Consider the following 18838-nt stretch of genomic DNA (forward strand, 5'->3'; position numbering starts at 1 on the left):
AGGCCGTACGAGGTTTCACTTCGCTTCCAGCCAGTTTGTCCCGATGCGCGCCTCGACCACCAACGGCACGCGCAGCGTCGCCACGCCCTCCATCACCGACCTGACCAACGCCGCCACCCCCGGCGCGTCATCCGCCGGCGCCTCCAGCAACAACTCGTCATGCACCTGCAACACCAGCCGCGCCCGCGGAAAAGCCGCCGGCAGCCGCCGCGCGACCTCAATCATCGCCAGCTTCATCAAATCCGCCGCCGTCCCCTGAATCGGCGCATTGATCGCCTCCCGCTCCGCCCGTGACCGCACCGTGAAATTCCGACTGTTCAGGTCCGGCATCCGCCGCAAACGCCCATACAGCGTCCGTACCACACCCGTCCGCCGCGCGTTCTCCGGCGTCTCCTCCATGTAGCGCCGGATGCCGGGATATGCCGCAAAATATGCATCTATTGCCTTTTTGGCCTCCTTGCGCCCGATGCCCACATTGCGCGCCAGACCATACGCCCCAACCCCGTAGGCAATCCCAAAATTCGTCGCCTTCGCCAGCCGCCGCGTCGCCTGAAGTTCCTCCGGCGTCTGCGCCCCAAACACATCCCGCGCCGTCCGCTCGTGGATGTCCTCCCCGGCCTGAAAGGCGGCCGTCATCCGGGCATCCTCCGTGATGTGCGCCAGCAAACGCAGCTCAATCTGCGAATAGTCCGCCGAAATCAGCCGACAGCCTTCCTCCGCCACAAACGCCCGGCGCGTACGCCGTCCTATTTCCGTCCGAATCGGAATGTTCTGCAGGTTCGGACGTACTGATGACAACCGCCCCGTCGCCGTCACCGTCTGGGTGAAGGTCGTGTGCAAACGTCCCGTGGCCGGATGCACCAGACGCGGCAGGACTGTCACATACGTGTTCAGCAGCTTCTCATGCTCCCGATATTCGAGAATCAACCGGGGCAGGTCATACCTCTCCGCCAGTTCCTCCAGCACATCGGCGCTGGTCGAAATCCGGCCCGTGGCTGTCTTTTTTGAAGTCTCGTAGTTGAGCTTCTCAAAAATGTCGGCCACCTGCTGCGGTGAGTTGATGTTGAACGGCTCCCCGGCCAGTTCATAAATTTCGGTCGTCAACCGCTCCAGTTCCCGGCGCAGCTCGGCTTCAAGCTCAACCAACGGGGCGGGATCGATCCTGACACCGGCACATTCGACATCGTAGAGCACCGGCGTCAGCGGCAGTTCCATCGTCTCGTACACTGTCAGCAGCCCCTCGCTTTCCAACTTCGGGCGCAACACCGCCTGCAACCGGCTGACCACATCCGCCGGGTCAAGAGCCTGCACGGCCCCCGCCTCCAGCCCCAGATACGTTTCAGCCAACCCGGTCAGCGTCAACCGCTCGGCCTTGATGCCAGGATCAAGCAGATACCCCGCCAGATGTACGTCGTCACGCAGACTCTCAAACCGGAAGTCATGCCCGGAAGCCAGCGCCCCCGTCGCCGGTACGCCGCTGTGCGGCGGACAGTTGATGAGATACAGCGCACGCTTGGCGTCATGGCAGGCCTTGTTGACCAGCCCATTGGCCAGGATTTCCAGCAGGCCGTCCCGCGCCCCGGCATCCAGCGCGGCGCGTTCAAAGCGCAGGGCATGCCCCGGGCCAAACGACAGGCTGCCGCACGTCATCACGCCGGCGTCGTCCTCAAAGTGAAACGCAAAGCTGTCCCGCGCATAGACGCTGTCAAAGGCGCGGCGCAGGGCCTCGGCCGTGGTCAACCCGTGGTAGCTGGTCGTCACGGCAGCGGTCGGCGTCGCGGCCGGAACCTGCTCCGCTGCCGCCAGCAGTTTGGCAAATTCGGTCGTCAGCGCCTTGAACTCCAGCGCCGAAAAAAGCTCATGGCAGGCGGCGGCGTCCGGCGGCTGACTGCGAAACGCCTCCAGGTCCAGCGTCACAGGGGCTTCCTGGCAAATCGTCACCAGCCGTTTCGCCAGCGCAATGGTCGCCTGGTGATCGCGCAGGGCTTCCCGGTACGTCTTGCGCGACACCTCCGCATGACGCGCCAGAGCTTCATCCAGTGAGCCAAACTGGCGGATGATCTGTACCGCCCCTTTTTCACCAATGCCGGGCGCGCCGGGGATGTTGTCGGAGCTGTCCCCCCAGAGCGCCAGCACATCCACCACCTGCTCCGGCGGAACACCAATCCAGGCCTCGACGCCGGCCCGGTCGCAAAAAACGAACTCACCCGACTTGTTATCCACCCGCAGAATGCTGACGCCGTCGCGGACAAGCTGCGTCATGTCCTTGTCATTGCTGACAATGACCGCTTCCAGCCCCTGTTCCACGGCCAGCCGTGCCAGCGTCCCGATCAGATCATCGGCCTCGTAGCCATCCACCTTGACACGCGGAATCCGCAGCGCATCACAGACCTTTTCGATGACCGGAATCTGCTCCTGCAAATCCGCCGGCATCTCGGCCCGGTTGGCCTTGTAATCCTCAAACCACGCCTTGCGAAACGAAGGCGCGGCCGAATCCATCGCCACCACAAGGTACTCCGGCGCGTAGGTCTTTTGCAGCTTGCGCACAATCGAGGTAAAGCCAAAAACGGCGTTGGTCGGCTGGCCGGACTTCGTCGCCAGACCCCGTACGGCATAGTAGGCGCGATAAATGTGCGCCATGGCATCAACCAGAAACAGGCGGTGACGGGCGTTCGGTGAAGTCGGCATACACAAGTGGCGTGCCCGCGTGCGGGCCAGACAACGGCGCTAGGCTGGGCGCCGGCGGAGATACGCTCCCAAGGCCGCCAGCCCGCGCCCGATGGCTTCCAGTGACAGCGAATAGCTCAAACGCAGGTGCCCTTCGCCGGCGCAGCCAAAGGCCGTCCCCGGCACGGTTGCCACCCGCGCTTCATCCAGCAGCCGCATGGCAATTTCGGCGCTCGTGCCCCCCAGCGCCGACACGTCGGGAAACACGTAAAACGCTCCGTCGGGCACGGGCGTCACCGGCAGTCCGAGTTCGTCCAACCCGGCCATGAGCCGGTCGCGCCGCTGCCGGTAAGCCGCCCGGCATTCCTCAAAAAAGCTCTCCGGGATGTCGCGCAGGGCCGCCAGGGCCGCCCACTGCGTCGGCGTGCTGACCCCGTTGGTCGAGTAGAGCACCGAAGTCTTGATGCCAGTAATGAATGGCTCCGGCGCGACGGCATAACCCAGCCGCCAGCCCGTCATCCCGTAGGACTTCGACAGGGTATAGACCGAAATCGTCCGTGCATACATCCCCGGCAGGCTGGCGATGGAGATGTGTTCGCCGTCATAGACCAGGTCCTCGTAGGCTTCGTCCGATACCACCACGAGATCGTGCCGCTGGGCAAACGTCGCTATTGCCTCCAGGTCGGCGCGGGTCAACACCTGCCCGGTGGGATTGTTGGGCGAGTTGACCAGAATCGCGCGGGTGCGTGGCGTCAACCGCGCCCCCAGCACCGTCCCGACGCCTTCGGCCAGCATCCGGGCCGTTTCGACACACACGGCCCGCCCGCCGGTCATGTGGATGAGATCGCGTGTGGGCGTCCAGTAGGGCGACGGCAGCAGAACTTCATCGCCCGGATCGAGCAGGGCATTGAACGCGCCATACAACCCCTGCATTCCGCCCACACCGACGACCACGTGCGCCGGCTCGGCCGGAATGCCATTTTTTGTCCGTACCTTGTCCACAATGGCTTCGATGAGCGGCGGAATGCCACTTGACGGCGCATAGCGCGTCTTGTTCTCGGCCAGGGCACGGCGCATGGCTTCCTTGATGGGTTCCGGGGTCTCAAAGAATGGCTCGCCGCCCTCGAACTGATGGATGGTTTCACCGGCCGCCTTGAGTTCCAGGACGCGATTCCGAATGCGCACGATTTCGGAAAACCCGACGTCGGCAAACCGGGCGGACAAGCGCAGGTTGGAGCTGGTTGGCAAAGGGGTGGGTGCGGACATCACTTCTTCCTCGACTTGGCCTGGGGTGAGCAGTACGTATGTTCCATCACACTGGATGAACATCCAACCTTACGCCATACCGGGCAGCGCCTGCCAGTCAAAAGGTTCCGGCCGGGGGCCGCAGGGCTGTCCACACCGCCTTGTGAAACATCTGTCCTTCAAGCACTTCTACGTTTTGGGCTAAAGTTTTGCTTTCGCTTTGACAACCCCCTGTGGCTCTGCTACGGTCACGGCTTCAGAGTCAAGGCATCGTTCGACCAGGGATTCACCGGCTGCCCGCACCGATGGGTCTTCGCAACGGTGCCGGGGCGCGTTTTCCACAAATGCGAAAGCGTCATGATTTGCTCTGTTTGCGGGTACATCCAGGCCGACACGGAACGGGTGTGCCGGCGCTGTGGTCACATCGTTTCAGTTCGTAAACCTGCTTCTCTGGCACGTATGGAAAGCAACCTGCCACCGACGAGTACCGAAGTGCCGGGCGCTGGCGGGCCCTTCCCGCGCGAAGTGCAGCCGGCCGGCACGGTTCCGGCCTGGCGCGCCGAGTTGAGCGCCCGGGTGCGGCAGGTCAAGGCGCGGCGGATGATGGAATCCGAACTCGAAGCCGCCCGCCGTGACCAGCGTGGCAGCGCCAGGCAGCCAACAGAACCGGACGCGCCCCCTGCATCCGACCAGGCTTCGGAAGTCACCACGGCAGCGCCACGGCCGGACGAAGAGACACCAGCGGACAACCTACCGCTGGATGACCTGGAAACCATTGAGAATCCTCTCGTGCGGGGCGCACTGCGGCGCGTCCGCCGGGCAGCCGAATCACCGCGCCCCCCTGTCAGCTTTCCGCCCCGGCGGGCAAGCAGCCTGACGCCCGAAGTTCTGACGGTCACAGCCACGGCCGTGACCACAGCCGCGCCGGTGGCTGAAGCGCCTTACCTGGACATCAGCGAAATCGCCAGCGAACTCGATGCCGCACTGGGCGATTTCGACCTGCTCACCGAACCTCCGGCCACCGAAACGAAACCTCCGGCCCCACCCGCTGCGGCCCCGGAGCCGACGCCACTGCCGACGACGGCGGCCGCTCCGAAACGACACCTGCGGCGCATCCGTCCGCTCGTGCGCGAACGGGTTCTGGCCGGCGTCGTAGATAGCGCTGTCGTGGCGCTCTCGTGCCTGCCGCTGCTGTTCGTGGTCGTCCTGACCGGAACGCCCCTGATTCATCCGGGCGTGGCCGTGATTGTCGCCTGCGCGGCGGCGCTTCTGGCGGGCATGTACCTGTTCGGCACCGTGACGGTCGCCGGGCAGACTTTCGGCATGATGTACATGGGCCTGCGCGTGGTGAGTATCTACGAAGACCACGACCTCAACCCCGTTCAGGCGTTGCTCCGTACCCTTGGCTGCGGGCTCTCCCTGCTGCCGCTCGGCGCGGGTTTTCTGTGGGTTCTCATTGACCGTGACCAGCGCGGTTGGCATGAATACCTCTCGGCGACACAAGTCGTGCGCGAGTGGTACGTCGAGACACTTCCTGAAGCGTGACGCGCGGGAGTGAAAACGGGCCGGGGTGGCGGAATGGTAGACGCAACGGACTTAAAATCCGTTGCTCCGCAAGGGGCGTGCGGGTTCGAGTCCCGCCCTCGGCACTTCCAGCAAAGGTTCCAGCAAAGGTTCGGTGCGCAGTTTCATGCCCTGGCCGCTGGCGGCCATTTCCGCTGAAACCCTGTCTCCTGCTGCGCGGGCGGCGCTGTACGTCCCGGCCAAAGTCTATGAACTGGGCGTGCGGCTGCGCATGGCGCTCTACGAGACGGCCTATCTCAAACCCCGGCAGCTCAGCAAACCGGTCATTGCCGTCGGCAACCTCACGGTTGGCGGAACGGGCAAAACACCGCTGGTCGAATACATTGCCCGTTATCTCACCGACGAAAGCCATGAAACCGTCATCCTGACACGCGGCTACGGGCGTACGGCGACGGCCCGGGCGCGGGTGGTGCTCAACGATGGACAGCCTCTGCCGGACTGGTCGCTGGCCGGCGATGAGCCGCTGATGCTGGCGCGCCGGTTGCCCGATGTCAAAATCATCGTTGGCGCTGACCGCTACGCCAATGGCCGCTTTGCCGAAACGACCTACGGTTGTGATGTGTTTGTTCTCGACGACGGTTTTCAGCACCTTCAGCTTGCGCGCGACCTCAACATCCTCGTCCTGGACGCCACTGACCCCTTCGGCAACGGGGACCTGCTCCCGTTCGGCCGCCTGCGTGAGCCGCTCTATGCCCTTCGACGAGCCGATGCCATCGTGGTCACACGGACAGACCGCACCTTTGACCAGGAACACCTGTTGAGCGTGCTGGCGGCATGTGAAGTCACGGCTCCGGTGTTTTTTGCCTACCACGACATTGTGGGCGTCCACGAACTGGGAACGCGCCGGGCGCAGGCGCAGCGCAGCCTCATCGGGACGCCGCTGGGCATGTTTTCGGCGCTGGGCAATCCGACCATCTTTGAAGACGACCTGGCCAACCTGGGGGCCAATCTCGTTTTCAAAAAGCAATTTCCCGACCATCACCGCTACACGGCCGCCGACATCGCCGCCCTTGTCGCCGATGCCAAAGCTGCTGGCGCACAGCGGCTGGTGACGACCGAAAAGGATGCCGTCAAGGTCGAAGGCTTCGACTTTGGTGGTCTGCCGGTCTCGGTCGTCGAAATCAAGACCATGTTCGACGAAGAAGTGGGCTTGAAAAGTTTGCTGCTGCGAACGATTGTGAAAAAGAAGGGCAGGTTGGGTCGCCACGCAGGCAGTGCAGGCGGGAACAGTCGGTGATACTGTGTTTATATCTTGGCGTTTTCAGGAGTCAGGGCCGTGACAAAAGCATTCAAAATCATCGTGGAAAAGCACTCCGACGGCTATGTTGCCTACCCCCTTGGTCTAAAAGGTGTGGTGGTTGGTCAGGGAGATACCTATGAAGAAGCACTTGCCGATGTGAAATCGGCGATCAGCTTCCATATTCAGACATTCGGGCCGGATGTTATTGAAGGTGAAGAAGCCATCCTGGAAGCGTTTATTGCAGAGACAAGCGTAGGGGTCTGATGCCCAGGTTCCCAGTTGATGCGCCTGTTGAGCGAGTCATCAAGGCGCTGGAAATCCTGGGCTTTCGCCTACTCCGAGAAGGCAACCACATCGCGATGGCGCGCGAAAACCCGGACGGGACGCGAACGCCTTTGACAATCCCTAATCATCGTAAGATCAAGGGGTCAACGTTGCGGACAATTCTCACTCAATCCAGCATACCCAGAGAAGACTTCTTGAGAGCCTACGATGCTACATAATAGGGGGCGGCCCAACCTGCGCTGCAACCAACCGCCCTTCGCGCTGGCCTCCGCTGTGCTTCGGCTTTCTGCGCTTCGGGCGGCGGCTGAGCGCGAACGTTCTACCGCAAGTAGTTCCGTATCTTCTGCCAGTCGCCGTCCGCGCCCTTCGCTGGCGCGTTGCACACTGGCGGCGACCACGGATGCACGTCACTATGTTTGTTATTCGCGCCACTTTACGGCGTATCTTCGAGGTGCCGGCCTCTATCGGGGAACTGTGTGAATTCTTCGCCGACCCACGCAGTTTCGCCCGCCACATGCCGATCATCGAGCACATCACCCCAGTGGCCGACAGTGATGATGTCACCCGCTGGCGCTTCTGCGTCCGGGTGCCCATCGTGGCGCCCATCACGTGGGAGTTCGTTATGTACCGGCGCATCCGGGCGGAAACCGGCGAGATTGCCTACTCGGCCGCCGAAGATTCACCCGACTTCTTCCAGTGCGACGTTCACGTGCGCCCCAACCCCAATGGCGCTACGGATGCCGATGTGCGCCTGCACATGCGCGTCTGGCGGCCGCGCGCGCGGGACATCCATCCGCTAGCCGGCATCGTTGGCGAACAGTGGATTTCACGGGTCGTCACCGACCGGATGGACAAAATGGCCACGGCCTTTGTCACCAGCGGACTGCGTGAAATCCAGGCCCGCGCTGCGGCCGCCCACACCACATCCCTATCGGCAACACCCCTGCCCGATGCCGGTGCAACGTCTGAAGATCAGCCCTTGTCGCCACTAGTGGCGGCGACATTTGCCACAGCGCCGCACGCAACGCATGTCAACGGGTACGGTGAAGTCCCTCCCCCACTTGACCCGGAGCCGGTTCCAGCGTCCGCTGACCAACCTCAGCCGATGACGCCCAGCGTGCTGGAAACAACGTCGGCGTCCGACGATGCAACCTCTGAAGCAGAAGCCGTTGGCGTCACGGAAGGCTTGTCATCGAAGCGTACGGAGAGCAGTTTGGAGACGCCCGGCTCCGGCATGGTCACGCCATAAATCGAGTCGGCGGCTTCCATGGTGCGCTTGTTGTGCGTGGCCACGAGAAACTGCGTGTGCCGACTCATCGCCCGTACCTTTTCGGTGAAGCGGTCAATGTTGGCTTCGTCAAGCGGTGCATCCACTTCATCCAGCACACAGAACGGACTCGGCCGGTAGCGGAAAATGGCCAGTATCAGCGCCATGGCCGCCATGGCCTTTTCGCCCCCGGAAAGTAGCAGCACCGACTGCAACCGCTTGCCCGGCGGCTGGGCGACAACCTCGATACCGGACTCCAGCGGGTCATCCGGCTCGATGAGCAGCATTTCGCCCCGGCCGCCTCCGAACAGTTCCTGGAAAATTTCCCCGAAATAGGCATTGATGCGGTCAAAAGCCTCGCGGAAGCGATGCTTCGTGCGCTGGCGGATTTCCCTGAGCGTCTCTTCCGTTGCCGCTATCGAATCCAGAACATCCGCCCGCTGCGCCGTCAGAAATTCGTGGCGGCTTTCGGCTTCAGCCAGTTCTTCCAGCGCCAGCATGTTGATGGAGCCAAGGGCCGCAATGGACTCCTTGAGTGTCGCTATCCGTTCTGACAGTTCCCGTTCCAGTGGCTCCGGGTCCGATGTCGGGACCTCGGCCGGTGGCAGTGCCTCCAGCGTACAGCCCAACTCGGTCTGGCAGTGGCGGTCGAGATACTCCAGTTCAGCCGCGATTTTGGCGGCACTGACTTCAACCGTCGCCAGCCGTTCCCGAAGGTCACGTTCCACGGCCTGGGCCGCCTGCTGTTCACCGTCGAGACGTTCCAGTTCCCGGCGGCTGTCGGACAAACGGGCTTCGGCAGACGCTACCTGCTTCAGGACTGCGACAACGGCCGCTTCCGCTGCCACTTCCTGGCTCAGGCACGCGGCAAGCTGCTGCTGACAGTCACTGAGGCGCGTCTGAAGTGTGGCGCGCTCAACAGCCAGGTGCGCCAGGCGTTGTTCCAGTTCGCGCCATTCCCGTTCGAGCCGCCGCAGTTCCCCTTCGGCGGCGCGGTGACGTTCCAGCCGGCCGGCCGCCTGGGTACGCAACTCGGCCAACGCCTGCGCGGCCGTCTCAACCGCCGGACGAAGCTGCGCCAGGCGTTGCTGCCCGGCCAGCACAGCCTGTTCGGCGGTTTCCCGCTGGGCAATGGCTGCGGCGAGTTCGGTTTCCAGGGCGGTGCGCCGGGGCGCAAGCTGTCCGGCTTCAGCGTCGAGCTGGCGCTGCTCGGCGGCCACGACAGCGACGTGCTGGTTGGCCCGCTCCACGTCCCGGCGGCGCTGGGCAACCTCCACGGCCTGGGCGGCCCGGTGGGCTTCAAGCTGGCGCAGTTCGGCATCCAGGGCGTCGCACTGCTGCCGCGCCGCCGCCTGCCGGGTCGCCAGTTGCGCCTGTTCCTGCTCCAGTGTTGCCAGGGTTTCGGCGGCGGCCCGTGCCTCGGCATGCAGGGCGCGCAGTTCACGTTTGACACGCAGAATGCTCTTGGCCGTTCCCCGTCCGGCCGTCAGCCGCAGCGCACCCAGAACCTGCTCGCCGGCCGGAGTGATGAACAGCCGCGCCGGGTCATCGGCGGATGCTTCCAGAGCCGCCTCCAGCGACGGTACCAGCCGGGCTTCGGCCAGATGTGGGAAAGACTGCCGTACGGCGGCCGCAAGGTGCTCCGGTACACCCAGCACATCCCAGAAATGCGTCGGCGGCGATTCCGGTCTGGTGGCGGCCGCGCCGGCCCCATCGGCGCCGCCATGAATGCCCGTCACGAGCAGGGTGGCGCGTCCGGCCTGGGCAGCGGTCAACCAGTCGGCGGCCGCCCGCGCTGCGGCTACCGTTGGCACGATGACTGCCTGCAAAACTTCGCCCAGCACATCTTCCACGAGGCTTTCGTAGCCATCCCGCACCACGAGAACGTCAGCCAGCGTGCCAAGCGGCTGGAAACCGGGAATCTCCGCGGCCCGCTCAAAGAGCAGCCGCACCGTGGATGTGTAGTGGGCATGCTGCCGGTCGAGTTCCTCCAGTGCCTGCCGGCGGTCTTCGGCGCGCTGGTGCGCCCGCCGGACTTCAGCCAGCCGGTCGGTCAGTGCCCGGTGGGCGGTCTGCACTTCAGCAAGTGTTGTCTGCGCCGCCGTCAATTCGGTCTGAACGGCGGCCAGCCGTTGCTCGTGATCGTGCAAAGCGGCCTCCGCCGCGGCGCATTCGGCCAGTGCCTGGGACTGCCGTTCGGCCGCGCGGCGCTGTTCCTGTTCCAGCGATTGCCGCTGCCGCGCCAGCCGGGTGGCTGCCTCGGTAAGCTGTTCAACCTGGTGCCGGAGTCGTTCGGCGCGGGTCAGGGCCGTCAAATGCTGCTGGCGGGCTTGTTCATAGTCCGTTTCGGCAGTGTGTACCTCGGCGACGGCCGCCTGATGCTTCCGGTTGGCCTGGGACAGTTCGGCCTCGATGGCCGCCAGTTCCGCAGCCAGTTGCGCCGTCTGTGTCTGCGCCTGTGCCAAAGCGCCCTGCAACCAGCGTTGGCGTTCAGCCGTCTGCTCGCTGGCGGTGGCCAACTCGGCCGCCCGCTCATCGAGACGCAGCACCTCGGCTTCCAGACTGGCCTTGGCGTGTCGCAGCCGTTCGCGTTCGCGTTCGGCGGCCGACGCTGCCGAACGCGCGGCGGCAAGGTCATCTTCGGCCTGCCGGGTTGCCTCACGTGCCGTGGCCAGAGACGCAGCCAGGCGGGACAGTTCAGACCGGCACTGCGCATGCTCAGCCGCCAGTGCGGCCTGGGTTTCCGCCAGAGATGCCCGGCTGGACTGCAAGCGCGCGTAAGCCAGCGCCAGATATTGCCGCTGGGCCGCCCGGAGTTCTTCCCGCAGGGCGACAAACCGGCGTGATTTCTGCGCCTGACGCTTGAGATTGGCGATGGAGCGCTCAATTTCGCCGATGAGATCGGTGAGCCGGGCCAGGTTCTGGCGGGTGGCTTCGAGCTTGAGTTCGGTCTGGTGGCGTTTGGCTTTGAAACGTCCGATGCCGGCGGCTTCTTCGATGAGTGCCCGGCGTTCCTGGGGCTTTGCGGAAAGCACCTGTCCGATGCGTCCCTGCTCGATGATGGCATAGTGCGCCCGGCTCAGGCCCGTGCCGCTGAAAAAATCTTGGATGTCACGCAGCCGGCAGAGGCGGCCGTTCATCAGGTAGTCGCTGTCGCCGCTCCGGTACAGCCGGCGTCCGATGGTGATTTTCTCCCCGGCGAGCAGGCGTGGCAGCCGGGGACGCCGCCGGGCCGCAGCCGCCGGGGGATCGGTTGCCGTGGCGTCTTCCTGCACTGACTCGTTGGCGGCCAGCAGGGCGCCGGTCGGATCGTCGGCTTCCGCCAGCGGACGCCCCTCGGCAAGGTCCTCCACGGCGGTGAAGGTCAGCGTGACTTCCGCCAGGCCCAGCGGCTTCCGCTGCCGGGTTCCGTTGAAGATGACATCCTCCATTTTGCCGCCGCGCAGATTTTTGGCCGACTGTTCCCCCAGCACCCAGGTGATGGCATCCACGATGTTGCTTTTGCCGCAGCCGTTCGGGCCCACAATGGCCGTGACGCCGGGATGGAACAGGACTTCGGTGGCGTCGCAGAAGCTTTTGAAACCACGGAGTTCGAGTTTATCGAGACGAAGCATGGCGGGTTCAGACCGGGCGCCGGTGGAGGCCGTTCGCGCCGCAAAGCGCAAGATGTGCGCTTTCAAGCGATGCCAGACACTAAAGGTTGCGGCCACGGGCTGTCAATTGTTGACCTGCCGGGCGTTTCCGCCAGCGCGGACGACACCCGTGAACCGGCTTGGCGTAAGGCACACCTTGGGTTACAATCGCCGGTTACGGGCCGCTATGGTGTAACCGGTTAACACGCCGCCCTCTCACGGCGGAGAGTACGGGTTCGAGCCCCGTTAGCGGTACCACCCCGACCGCCTTTTCATCCCATCCTGTCAGGTTGGCTTTCCCGCACATGGCCTTGCTCGTCGTCGAAGGGCTGCGGACGCACTTCCCTACCCGCGCGGGTGTCGTCCCGGCCGTGGATGACGTGTCGTTGACCATTGAACGGGGCGAAACGCTGGCGCTCGTGGGCGAGTCGGGTTCGGGAAAGTCCGTGACGGCACTTTCGATCATGGGTCTGGTGTCGCCGCCCGGACGCATCGTTGCCGGCCGTATCAGCTTTGCCGGACGTGAGTTGCGTACGCCGGCCGAAGCTGCCGCGCTGCGCGGTTCGCACATGGCGATGATTTTTCAGGACCCGATGACCTCGCTCAACCCGGTCTTTACCGTCGGGGAACAGATCGCGGAAGCCCTCCGCCGCCACAAGGGGCTTTCGTCCCGTCAGGCCTGGCAGCAGGCCGTGGAAGCGCTGGCGTCAGTGGCCATTCCCGATCCGGCACGGCGCGCCCGCCAGTATCCCCACGAAGTGTCCGGCGGCATGCGCCAGCGCGTCATGATTGCCATGGCGCTCAGTTGCAACCCACAGTTGCTCATCGCCGATGAACCAACCACGGCGCTCGATGTGACGATTCAGGCGCAGATTCTGGAACTCATCGCCGTCCAGCAGCGGGAGCGCAACCTGGGCGTGCTGCTCATCACGCACGACCTGGGCGTGGTGGCGCAGGTGGCCCACCGGGCCGCCGTGATGTACGCCGGGCGCATTGTCGAGACCGCACCGGTCGAAATCCTGTTTTCACGTCCGCAACACCCGTACACGCAGGGACTTCTGGCAAGTGTGCCGCGTCTGGGGCGGCAGGAAGCGCGCCTGCCAACCATTGAAGGCGTCGTGCCCAAACTGACGGCCCTGCCGCCCGGCTGCGCCTTTGCCCCGCGCTGCCCGGAAGCCCGGCCGGAGTGTCGGCAGGGCGAGCTGGCCCTGAAAGTCCTCGACGCACAACAGGGCCACGCCGTCCGCTGCGTCCGACGCTAAAGCCTTTGCCATCAGGTTGCCGCCAGCAGCCGGAGTTGCTTTGGCGTGAGAAACCACCGCAGCGTCGCCTTGCCGCCGCCCAGCCCGAAGCGCCCGTCCACGCGGCACAGAGCGCCTTTTTTGAAGTCCAGGCGGTCGGCATCGAGGCTTCCCCAGACCAGAAAGGCCACCAGCCGGCTCAGGTCAGGCTCATGCCCGACCAGCAGGACGCTGCTGCCGCGCTCCAGACGCAGCAGCGCCCGGATGACCCGCTCCGGCGCAGCGCCCAGAGCGAGTTCCGGGACTTCCCGCAGGCAGTGTGGCTTTTTGAGGACTTCCGCCACGATGTCCGCTGTCTGGCGCGCGCGTGCCAGCGGACTTGTCCAGATGGCGTCGAAATCAAGTTCCAACCGGCGCATGGCCTGGGCGGCCGCCCGCGTGTTGGCACGGCCTTCCGCCGTCAGTGTCCGTTCGGCATCCGTGCGCGAGCCATCGGCCCCCACGTCGTGGGCAATGGCGTGGCGCATCAGGTACAGTTCCATCGGAAATCACCTCGCTTGCGTGAGAAAGCAGCATTGGCCGGCAGGAGCGCCAGGCAATGACGATTGAAACCAACCTACCACCTCCGGCTTCCGCGCCGCGTGTGGCGTTTCAGGGCGAACCGGGTGCGTACAGTGAAATGGCCGCGGCCCGGTTCGGGCTTCCACAGCCCTACCCGACCTTTGCCCGGGTGTGTGCCGCCCTGCTCGCACGGGAGGTCGAGTTGGGCATCCTGCCGACGGAAAACGTCATTGCCGGCCCCGTTCCTGAAGTGCAACAGCTTCTCGCCACCCAGCCGCTGGTCGTGGTCACGACGCTGTGGCTCCCCATCGAACACTGCCTGCTGGGGCTGCCGGACGCCACGCTGGCCACGGCAACCCACGTCCTGTCACACTGGCAGGCGCTGCGGCAGTGCCGCCGCTTTCTGGCCCGGCATCCGCACCTGCGCGCCACAACGGTCTATGACACCGCCGGCGCAGCGCGGCTGGTGCGGCAACAGGCGCGGCCCAACCTGCTGGCGATTGCCTCGCGCCAGGCCGCCCGGCACTACGGGTTACAGGTTGTGGCCGCGCAGATTGCCGACCGCCCGGACAACGCCACCCACTTCGTTCTGTGCCGCGCTGCGGCAGGCACTCCATAACAGCCGGGCAGGCCGTCTCCGACGGCGGCGCACTCAGATTGCCTCTCCGTTCCGGGACGGGGATGGAAGCGCCACACGGAATCCGAACACCGTGATGTCATCCCGTTGGGCTTCAGCCCCCATGTGGGCCGCCAGCTCGGCTTCGAGCCGGACACACTGCTCGGCCGGCAGCAGCCCGGACACGCTGACCAGCACTTCCAGCAGGCGGCGCGTCCCATACTTCTTTCCCCGGTCATTCGGCTGGTCGGCAAAGCCGTCCGTGGTGAGATACAGCATCATCCCGGGCGTCAGCGTCACCTGCTGCGGGGTGAAGCGCCGGGGGCTTCGCTCGCGGCCGCCGCCCCCCACCGTTGCCCGATCACCTTTGAGTTCCGTCAGTACGCCGTCGGCCACGAGGTAGAGCGGTCGGCGCGCCCCGGCAAAGACCAGCCGCCCCGTTTCCCGATGCAGGGTGCAGACGGCGGCATCCATCCCGTCCATCAGCGTCTGGCGTTCGCCCTGCCTGAGCACGCGCTGAATTCCGTGATGAAGCTGGTGCAGAATCTCGGCTGGCTGCCGTACGCCCTGGTCAGCCACGATTTTCTCAAGCAGGTCGTTCCCAATCGTGGACATAAACGCCCCCGGCACACCGTGACCGGTACAGTCGGCCACGACCAGCACCACCTCCCCATCCTGCTCGTGCAGCCAGTAGAAATCACCTGATACGATGTCCTTCGGCTTCCACAGGACGAAATGCCCGCCCAGCGCCGCTGTCAGCGTCTCCGTCGAAGGCAGCATCGCCTGCTGAATGGTCTGGGCATAGCTCAGGCTTTCCAGCATCTCGCGCCGCTGGGCGGCGAGTTCCTCGTTCTTGCGCGTCACTTCATGCGTTCGTTCGGCAACCTTCTCCTCCAGCCACCGGGTACGCGCCACCAACTGCCGCAGCCGCCAGCGCACGCCGCCGTACAGCGCCAGCCCGCCCAGCGTGACAAACCCGATGTAGGCCGGCCAGGTCTGCCACCACGGCGGCCGTATCTCCAGCGTCAGCAATGGCTTTCCAGTCCCCCACACGCCGTCGTGATTGGCCGCCATCACCCAGAACCGATACTGCCCCGGCGGGAGATTCGTGTAACTCACCTCCCGGCGCTCTCCCATGTCGCGCCACTCACGGTCGAAGCCTTCCAGCCGACACCGGTAGCGATTGTCTTCCGGGACGTGAAAATCCAGCCCGGCGTAACCAAGGTCAAGGGCATTCCGGTCATGCGGCAGCCTGAGCGCCATACCTTCCCACGCCGGCTGCGCCACGCCGCTGACCCGCACCTCCGTCAACACCACCGGCGGCGGGACCGGGTTGTTCACCAGATTGGACGGATGAAACACGTTGAGACCATTCGTGCCACCAAAAAACAGTTCCCCACGGGCATTGCGGAAGGCCGAAAAGCGGTTGAACTCCGGCCCCTGAAGCCCATCCGCCACGGTGTAGGACCGGAAGCGCATCCTGACCGGGTCGAAGTGTACGATGCCGGCATCGCTGCTGAGCCAGAACGTCCCGTCCGCGTCGGGAAACATTGCGTAGCAGTTGTTGTGCGGCAGCCCGTCCCTCTCCGTGATGTGGGTGAAGGTTTCCCGCGCGGCATCGAAGCGGCACAGCCCGGCCCCTTTCGTCACCATCCACAGCGTTCCCTCCCGGTCCTCGGCAAAGTGCGTGACATAAGGCGTGCCATATTCCGGTCGTGTGTCCACGCGATACTCCCGGTACGACTGGTGCACCGGGTCGTAGCGCAGGGCGCGATAGGCCAGGCCAATCCACATCTGTCCATCCCGTGGCGAGACATGGATGGTCTGAACTTCAATCCGTCGTACGGACGAGGCCTGCTGCACATCAGGCGTGTGGTCCCGGCATTGCCGTCGGTCGGGTGAGATTTCGTACAGGCCTCCTACGCCGCCGACCCAGAGCGCGCCCCGGGCGTCTTCATATATGACATATACCCACACCTTGCCCGGCAGCGCCGGCAGGCTCTGGAAGCTTCCCCGCACCCGGTCCAGCCGCTGGAGGCCGACCTTTGTTCCCACCCACAGGTCGCCCCGCCGGTCTTCATACACGGCCCGGACCTCATCTGAACGCAATCTCCGGGGATCGGCAGGGCGGGCGCGGTATCGCGTCACACGGCTGGTCTGCCGGTCAAGGCAGTTAAGGCCGCCGTGCTGGGTCGCCACCCAGACGTTCCCCTGCCGGTCTTCAAAGATGCCCCGGATGTAGTCATTCGACAGGGAGTTTTCGTCAAAAGGGTGATGCCGATAGAGTTCAAACCGGTTGCGGGTGGGGGAAAACCGGAACAGCCCGGCAACCATATCGCCAAACCACAGCACGCCGGCACGGTCGCGCAACACGCAGGCCAACTCGGACGTGACCAAGGCGCCCGGGCGTTTCGGATTGGGCGCAAATGTCTGACAGGTACGGCGGCGGAGATCGAGTTGCTGAAGCAGGCCGCCGGACCTGCCCAACCAGACGGTCTGGTCCTCCCACAGCAACACATACGCCCCGGATTGTCCCACAGCCCCTTCCGTCGGCAGGGCATCCAGTGTCCTGCCCATCGTATCCAGTTGCATTACGCAACGCTCCCGGACCGGGTCAAACAGTGCCAGGGCGGAATCCCCCACGGCCAGGCGTAACCAACCCTCCGGTGTCACTCCATGGATTCGGCATCGTCCGCCGCCAGCGTTTGAAACCAGCGCCGGAAACACCACCCTTGCCGCCCCGGTTGCCGGATCGAACCGCAGCAATCCCCTGTTGCCGGTAATCCAGAACTGCCCCGCCTGATCCTCGCAGACCTGATACACATCGCCGCTGTCGGGTATGTTCAAATCGCAGCGGCGGAAGTCTTCCCGCTGGCGGTCCAGTCGCCACAAGCCACCTTCGGCGCACACCCACAGGATGCCCTGCCGGTCTTCATAAAAACTTTGGAGCTGTTCATACCGCGACTGGCTCTCGTAGCCAACAAAGGTGTCGGTGTGGTGGTCGTAACGGCAAAAACCGAACTTACTCAAGGCAACCCAGAGCGTGCCGTCACGGGTTTCATATAGCTGATGAACAAAGTTGCCCGGCAGGGAGCCGGGTTGGTCGGGCTGGTGGCGATACACCCTGAAGGTCCGCCCGTCGTAACGATTCAGCCCGTCTTCCGTGCCAATCCAGAGAAAACCACGCTGGTCCTGCCAGAGGCAGTGAACCGCATCACTGGACAGCCCTTGTTCACGGGTGAACCGCTCGAAGATGGCGGTCGCCGGACGTGGGTCGCCCAGGGCAGACAGAAGCGCCATCTGCCAGCCCATCAGCAGTACCAGACCACGTACCAACCACCACCGCATGGGAAACCTGTACGCTGCGCAATCCATCCCCGCTTCCGGGTGGTGCGCATCACAGAAATGGCCTGCCAAGAGTGCCAGCTTACACACGCCGGGGGCACGAGTGTAACCACCGCCACACAACCGGGCAGCACTTTTTCACAGCCCTGGGCTGATGTCTATCCAGCCGTGCCCGGGTCAGCCGGGCATCTCGCTGAGGGCGGCAGCAAAGAGCGGAATGAGCAGCTCGTGATGCCCCGTCAGGGCAATGCCGCGGCCGCGGCTGCCGGCCACCGGACGGCGTACGACGTTGGTCAGCGGGCGATAGTGCTGGATGAAATCAAAGTTGACCGTTGTGAAGTCGGTCAACGGGTAGCCCAGATTGCGCACCGTCGTCACGGCCTTGAGAAAGACCTCCGGCAGGATGACGGCCGAACCGAAGTTCAGGTACACGCCGCCGTCGTGCAGTTCCCGCACGAGGCTGCACAGCAGGCGAAAGTCGTGGTGGGTGGCCGCGCCGATGTGCGCCCCGACGGCCGTAGGGTGAATGTGGGTGATGTCCGTGCCGATGGCGACGTGCACCGTGACCGGGATGCGCCGCCGGTACGCCTGAACAAGCACCGATTGGTCAGCATAGGGCGGCTGCGCCGCTTCCAGCCAGCGGCCAAGCGCCTCGCCCAACCCGATGCCATCCGCCGCCGCCGCCGTGCATGCCGCGTTGACGCCCTGCCCGGTTTCTTCCGCACCGCCAAAAGCGCCGCGCCCCAGGGTGGCATCCACGTCTTCCGAAGTCGCCCCGACGAGCGCAATTTCAAAGTCGTGAATGGCGCTTGACCCGTTGCCGGCAAGGGCCGTAATGAACCCCCGCGCCATGAGGTCAATCAGGATGGGGCCCAGCCCACACTTGATGACGTGGCCGCCGAAACCGGCAATCACCGCGCGCCCCCGGCTCCGGGCAGACCGCACGGCCGTAACGGCGGCGCGCAGTTCATTGACGGCAAGCAGGTTGGGCAGGGAAGCGAAAAAGGTCTGGAGACTCGCCCCCGGCGGACAGGGACGGGACAGATCACGCGCCGAAACCTTGCTCGGACGTTCCGCCAGCGGATAGGTGTTCAGCCCCGTGAACTCCAGCGGCGGCGTGGCATAGCAACTTTTCGGCGGCAGATCATCCACGAC

General features: G+C 64.6%; 12 protein-coding genes and 2 tRNA genes. 8 read left to right on the top strand and 6 right to left on the bottom strand.

What is annotated here, in order from left to right; all coding sequences use genetic code 11:
• Positions 1-15 precede the first annotated feature (15 nt).
• Both polA and J8C05_RS10440 read right to left on the bottom strand, forming a co-directional pair.
• Positions 16-2688: a DNA polymerase I gene (gene polA / locus J8C05_RS10435; RefSeq protein WP_211422116.1), complete on the bottom strand. Its 2673-nt coding sequence runs from the start codon at positions 2686-2688 to the stop codon at positions 16-18.
• A 39-nt stretch (positions 2689-2727) separates the two neighbouring features.
• Entirely contained in the window at positions 2728-3933 is a 1206-nt protein-coding gene (locus J8C05_RS10440; RefSeq protein ID WP_246840697.1) for a pyridoxal phosphate-dependent aminotransferase, read from the bottom strand.
• A 438-nt stretch (positions 3934-4371) separates the two neighbouring features.
• Here J8C05_RS10440 and J8C05_RS10445 point away from each other — a divergent pair, with 438 nt between their 5' ends.
• The 5 genes from J8C05_RS10445 (at position 4372) to J8C05_RS10465 (ending at position 7239) form a co-directional block, all read left to right on the top strand.
• Positions 4372-5457 (top strand): RDD family protein, encoded by a 1086-nt coding sequence (locus J8C05_RS10445; RefSeq protein ID WP_211422117.1) that lies wholly within the window; start codon positions 4372-4374, stop codon positions 5455-5457.
• Positions 5458-5476: 19 nt separating this feature from the next.
• Positions 5477-5561 (top strand) — tRNA-Leu (locus J8C05_RS10450).
• Between the two features lie 41 nt (positions 5562-5602).
• A complete protein-coding gene (lpxK, locus tag J8C05_RS10455; RefSeq protein WP_211422118.1) occupies positions 5603-6733 on the top strand; it encodes a tetraacyldisaccharide 4'-kinase in 1131 nt (376 codons plus the stop codon).
• 39 nt (positions 6734-6772) lie between these two features.
• Positions 6773-7000: a type II toxin-antitoxin system HicB family antitoxin gene (locus tag J8C05_RS10460; protein ID WP_014100616.1), complete on the top strand. Its 228-nt coding sequence runs from the start codon at positions 6773-6775 to the stop codon at positions 6998-7000.
• Positions 7000-7239 carry a type II toxin-antitoxin system HicA family toxin gene (locus tag J8C05_RS10465; RefSeq protein WP_014100617.1) on the top strand — a complete coding sequence of 80 codons (240 nt, stop codon included), beginning with the start codon at positions 7000-7002 and terminating at the stop codon, positions 7237-7239. Before J8C05_RS10460 ends, J8C05_RS10465 begins: the two co-directional genes overlap by 1 nt.
• Before the next feature lie 880 nt (positions 7240-8119).
• Here J8C05_RS10465 and smc read toward each other — a convergent pair.
• On the bottom strand, positions 8120-11902 hold the full coding sequence (gene smc, locus J8C05_RS10470) for a chromosome segregation protein SMC (RefSeq protein ID WP_211422119.1): 3783 nt from the start codon (positions 11900-11902) through the stop codon (positions 8120-8122).
• 199 nt (positions 11903-12101) lie between these two features.
• On the opposite strand from smc, the gene J8C05_RS10475 reads away from it, so the two are divergent.
• Together J8C05_RS10475 and J8C05_RS10480 are read left to right on the top strand one after the other, a co-directional pair.
• Positions 12102-12178 (top strand) — tRNA-Glu (locus J8C05_RS10475).
• 47 nt (positions 12179-12225) lie between these two features.
• A complete protein-coding gene (locus J8C05_RS10480; RefSeq protein ID WP_211422120.1) occupies positions 12226-13182 on the top strand; it encodes an ABC transporter ATP-binding protein in 957 nt (318 codons plus the stop codon).
• An 11-nt stretch (positions 13183-13193) separates the two neighbouring features.
• On the opposite strand, the gene sixA is transcribed toward J8C05_RS10480, so the two are convergent.
• Positions 13194-13703: a phosphohistidine phosphatase SixA gene (sixA, locus tag J8C05_RS10485; protein WP_211422121.1), complete on the bottom strand. Its 510-nt coding sequence runs from the start codon at positions 13701-13703 to the stop codon at positions 13194-13196.
• A gap of 56 nt (positions 13704-13759) precedes the next feature.
• Between sixA and J8C05_RS10490 the strand changes: the two genes are divergently transcribed.
• Positions 13760-14341, top strand: a complete 582-nt coding sequence (locus tag J8C05_RS10490; RefSeq protein WP_211422122.1) for a prephenate dehydratase domain-containing protein — start codon at positions 13760-13762, stop codon at positions 14339-14341.
• A 33-nt stretch (positions 14342-14374) separates the two neighbouring features.
• On the opposite strand, the gene J8C05_RS10495 is transcribed toward J8C05_RS10490, so the two are convergent.
• Positions 14375-17686, bottom strand: a complete 3312-nt coding sequence (locus J8C05_RS10495) for a two-component regulator propeller domain-containing protein (RefSeq protein ID WP_211422123.1) — start codon at positions 17684-17686, stop codon at positions 14375-14377.
• A gap of 174 nt (positions 17687-17860) precedes the next feature.
• Complete coding sequence (locus tag J8C05_RS10500; protein ID WP_211422124.1) at positions 17861-18835, bottom strand: GSU2086 family protein; 975 nt, start codon at positions 18833-18835, stop codon at positions 17861-17863.
• Positions 18836-18838 lie beyond the last annotated feature (3 nt).

The organism is Chloracidobacterium sp. N (genome assembly GCF_018304765.1).
In the GTDB taxonomy this organism is placed as follows: domain Bacteria; phylum Acidobacteriota; class Blastocatellia; order Chloracidobacteriales; family Chloracidobacteriaceae; genus Chloracidobacterium; species Chloracidobacterium aggregatum.

What these genes read in the sequence shown, in the direction of transcription:
- polA (WP_211422116.1), bottom strand. Translation starts at nt 2,688, where the DNA reads ATGCCGACTTCACCGAACGCCCGTCACCGCCTGTTTCTGGTTGATGCC.
- smc (WP_211422119.1), bottom strand. Translation starts at nt 11,902, where the DNA reads ATGCTTCGTCTCGATAAACTCGAACTCCGTGGTTTCAAAAGCTTCTGC.
- J8C05_RS10480 (WP_211422120.1), top strand. Translation starts at nt 12,226, where the DNA reads ATGGCCTTGCTCGTCGTCGAAGGGCTGCGGACGCACTTCCCTACCCGC.
- J8C05_RS10440 (WP_246840697.1), bottom strand. Translation starts at nt 3,933, where the DNA reads ATGTCCGCACCCACCCCTTTGCCAACCAGCTCCAACCTGCGCTTGTCC.
- J8C05_RS10465 (WP_014100617.1), top strand. Translation starts at nt 7,000, where the DNA reads ATGCCCAGGTTCCCAGTTGATGCGCCTGTTGAGCGAGTCATCAAGGCG.
- J8C05_RS10495 (WP_211422123.1), bottom strand. Translation starts at nt 17,686, where the DNA reads ATGCGGTGGTGGTTGGTACGTGGTCTGGTACTGCTGATGGGCTGGCAG.
- sixA (WP_211422121.1), bottom strand. Translation starts at nt 13,703, where the DNA reads ATGGAACTGTACCTGATGCGCCACGCCATTGCCCACGACGTGGGGGCC.
- lpxK (WP_211422118.1), top strand. Translation starts at nt 5,603, where the DNA reads ATGCCCTGGCCGCTGGCGGCCATTTCCGCTGAAACCCTGTCTCCTGCT.
- J8C05_RS10445 (WP_211422117.1), top strand. Translation starts at nt 4,372, where the DNA reads ATGGAAAGCAACCTGCCACCGACGAGTACCGAAGTGCCGGGCGCTGGC.
- J8C05_RS10490 (WP_211422122.1), top strand. Translation starts at nt 13,760, where the DNA reads ATGACGATTGAAACCAACCTACCACCTCCGGCTTCCGCGCCGCGTGTG.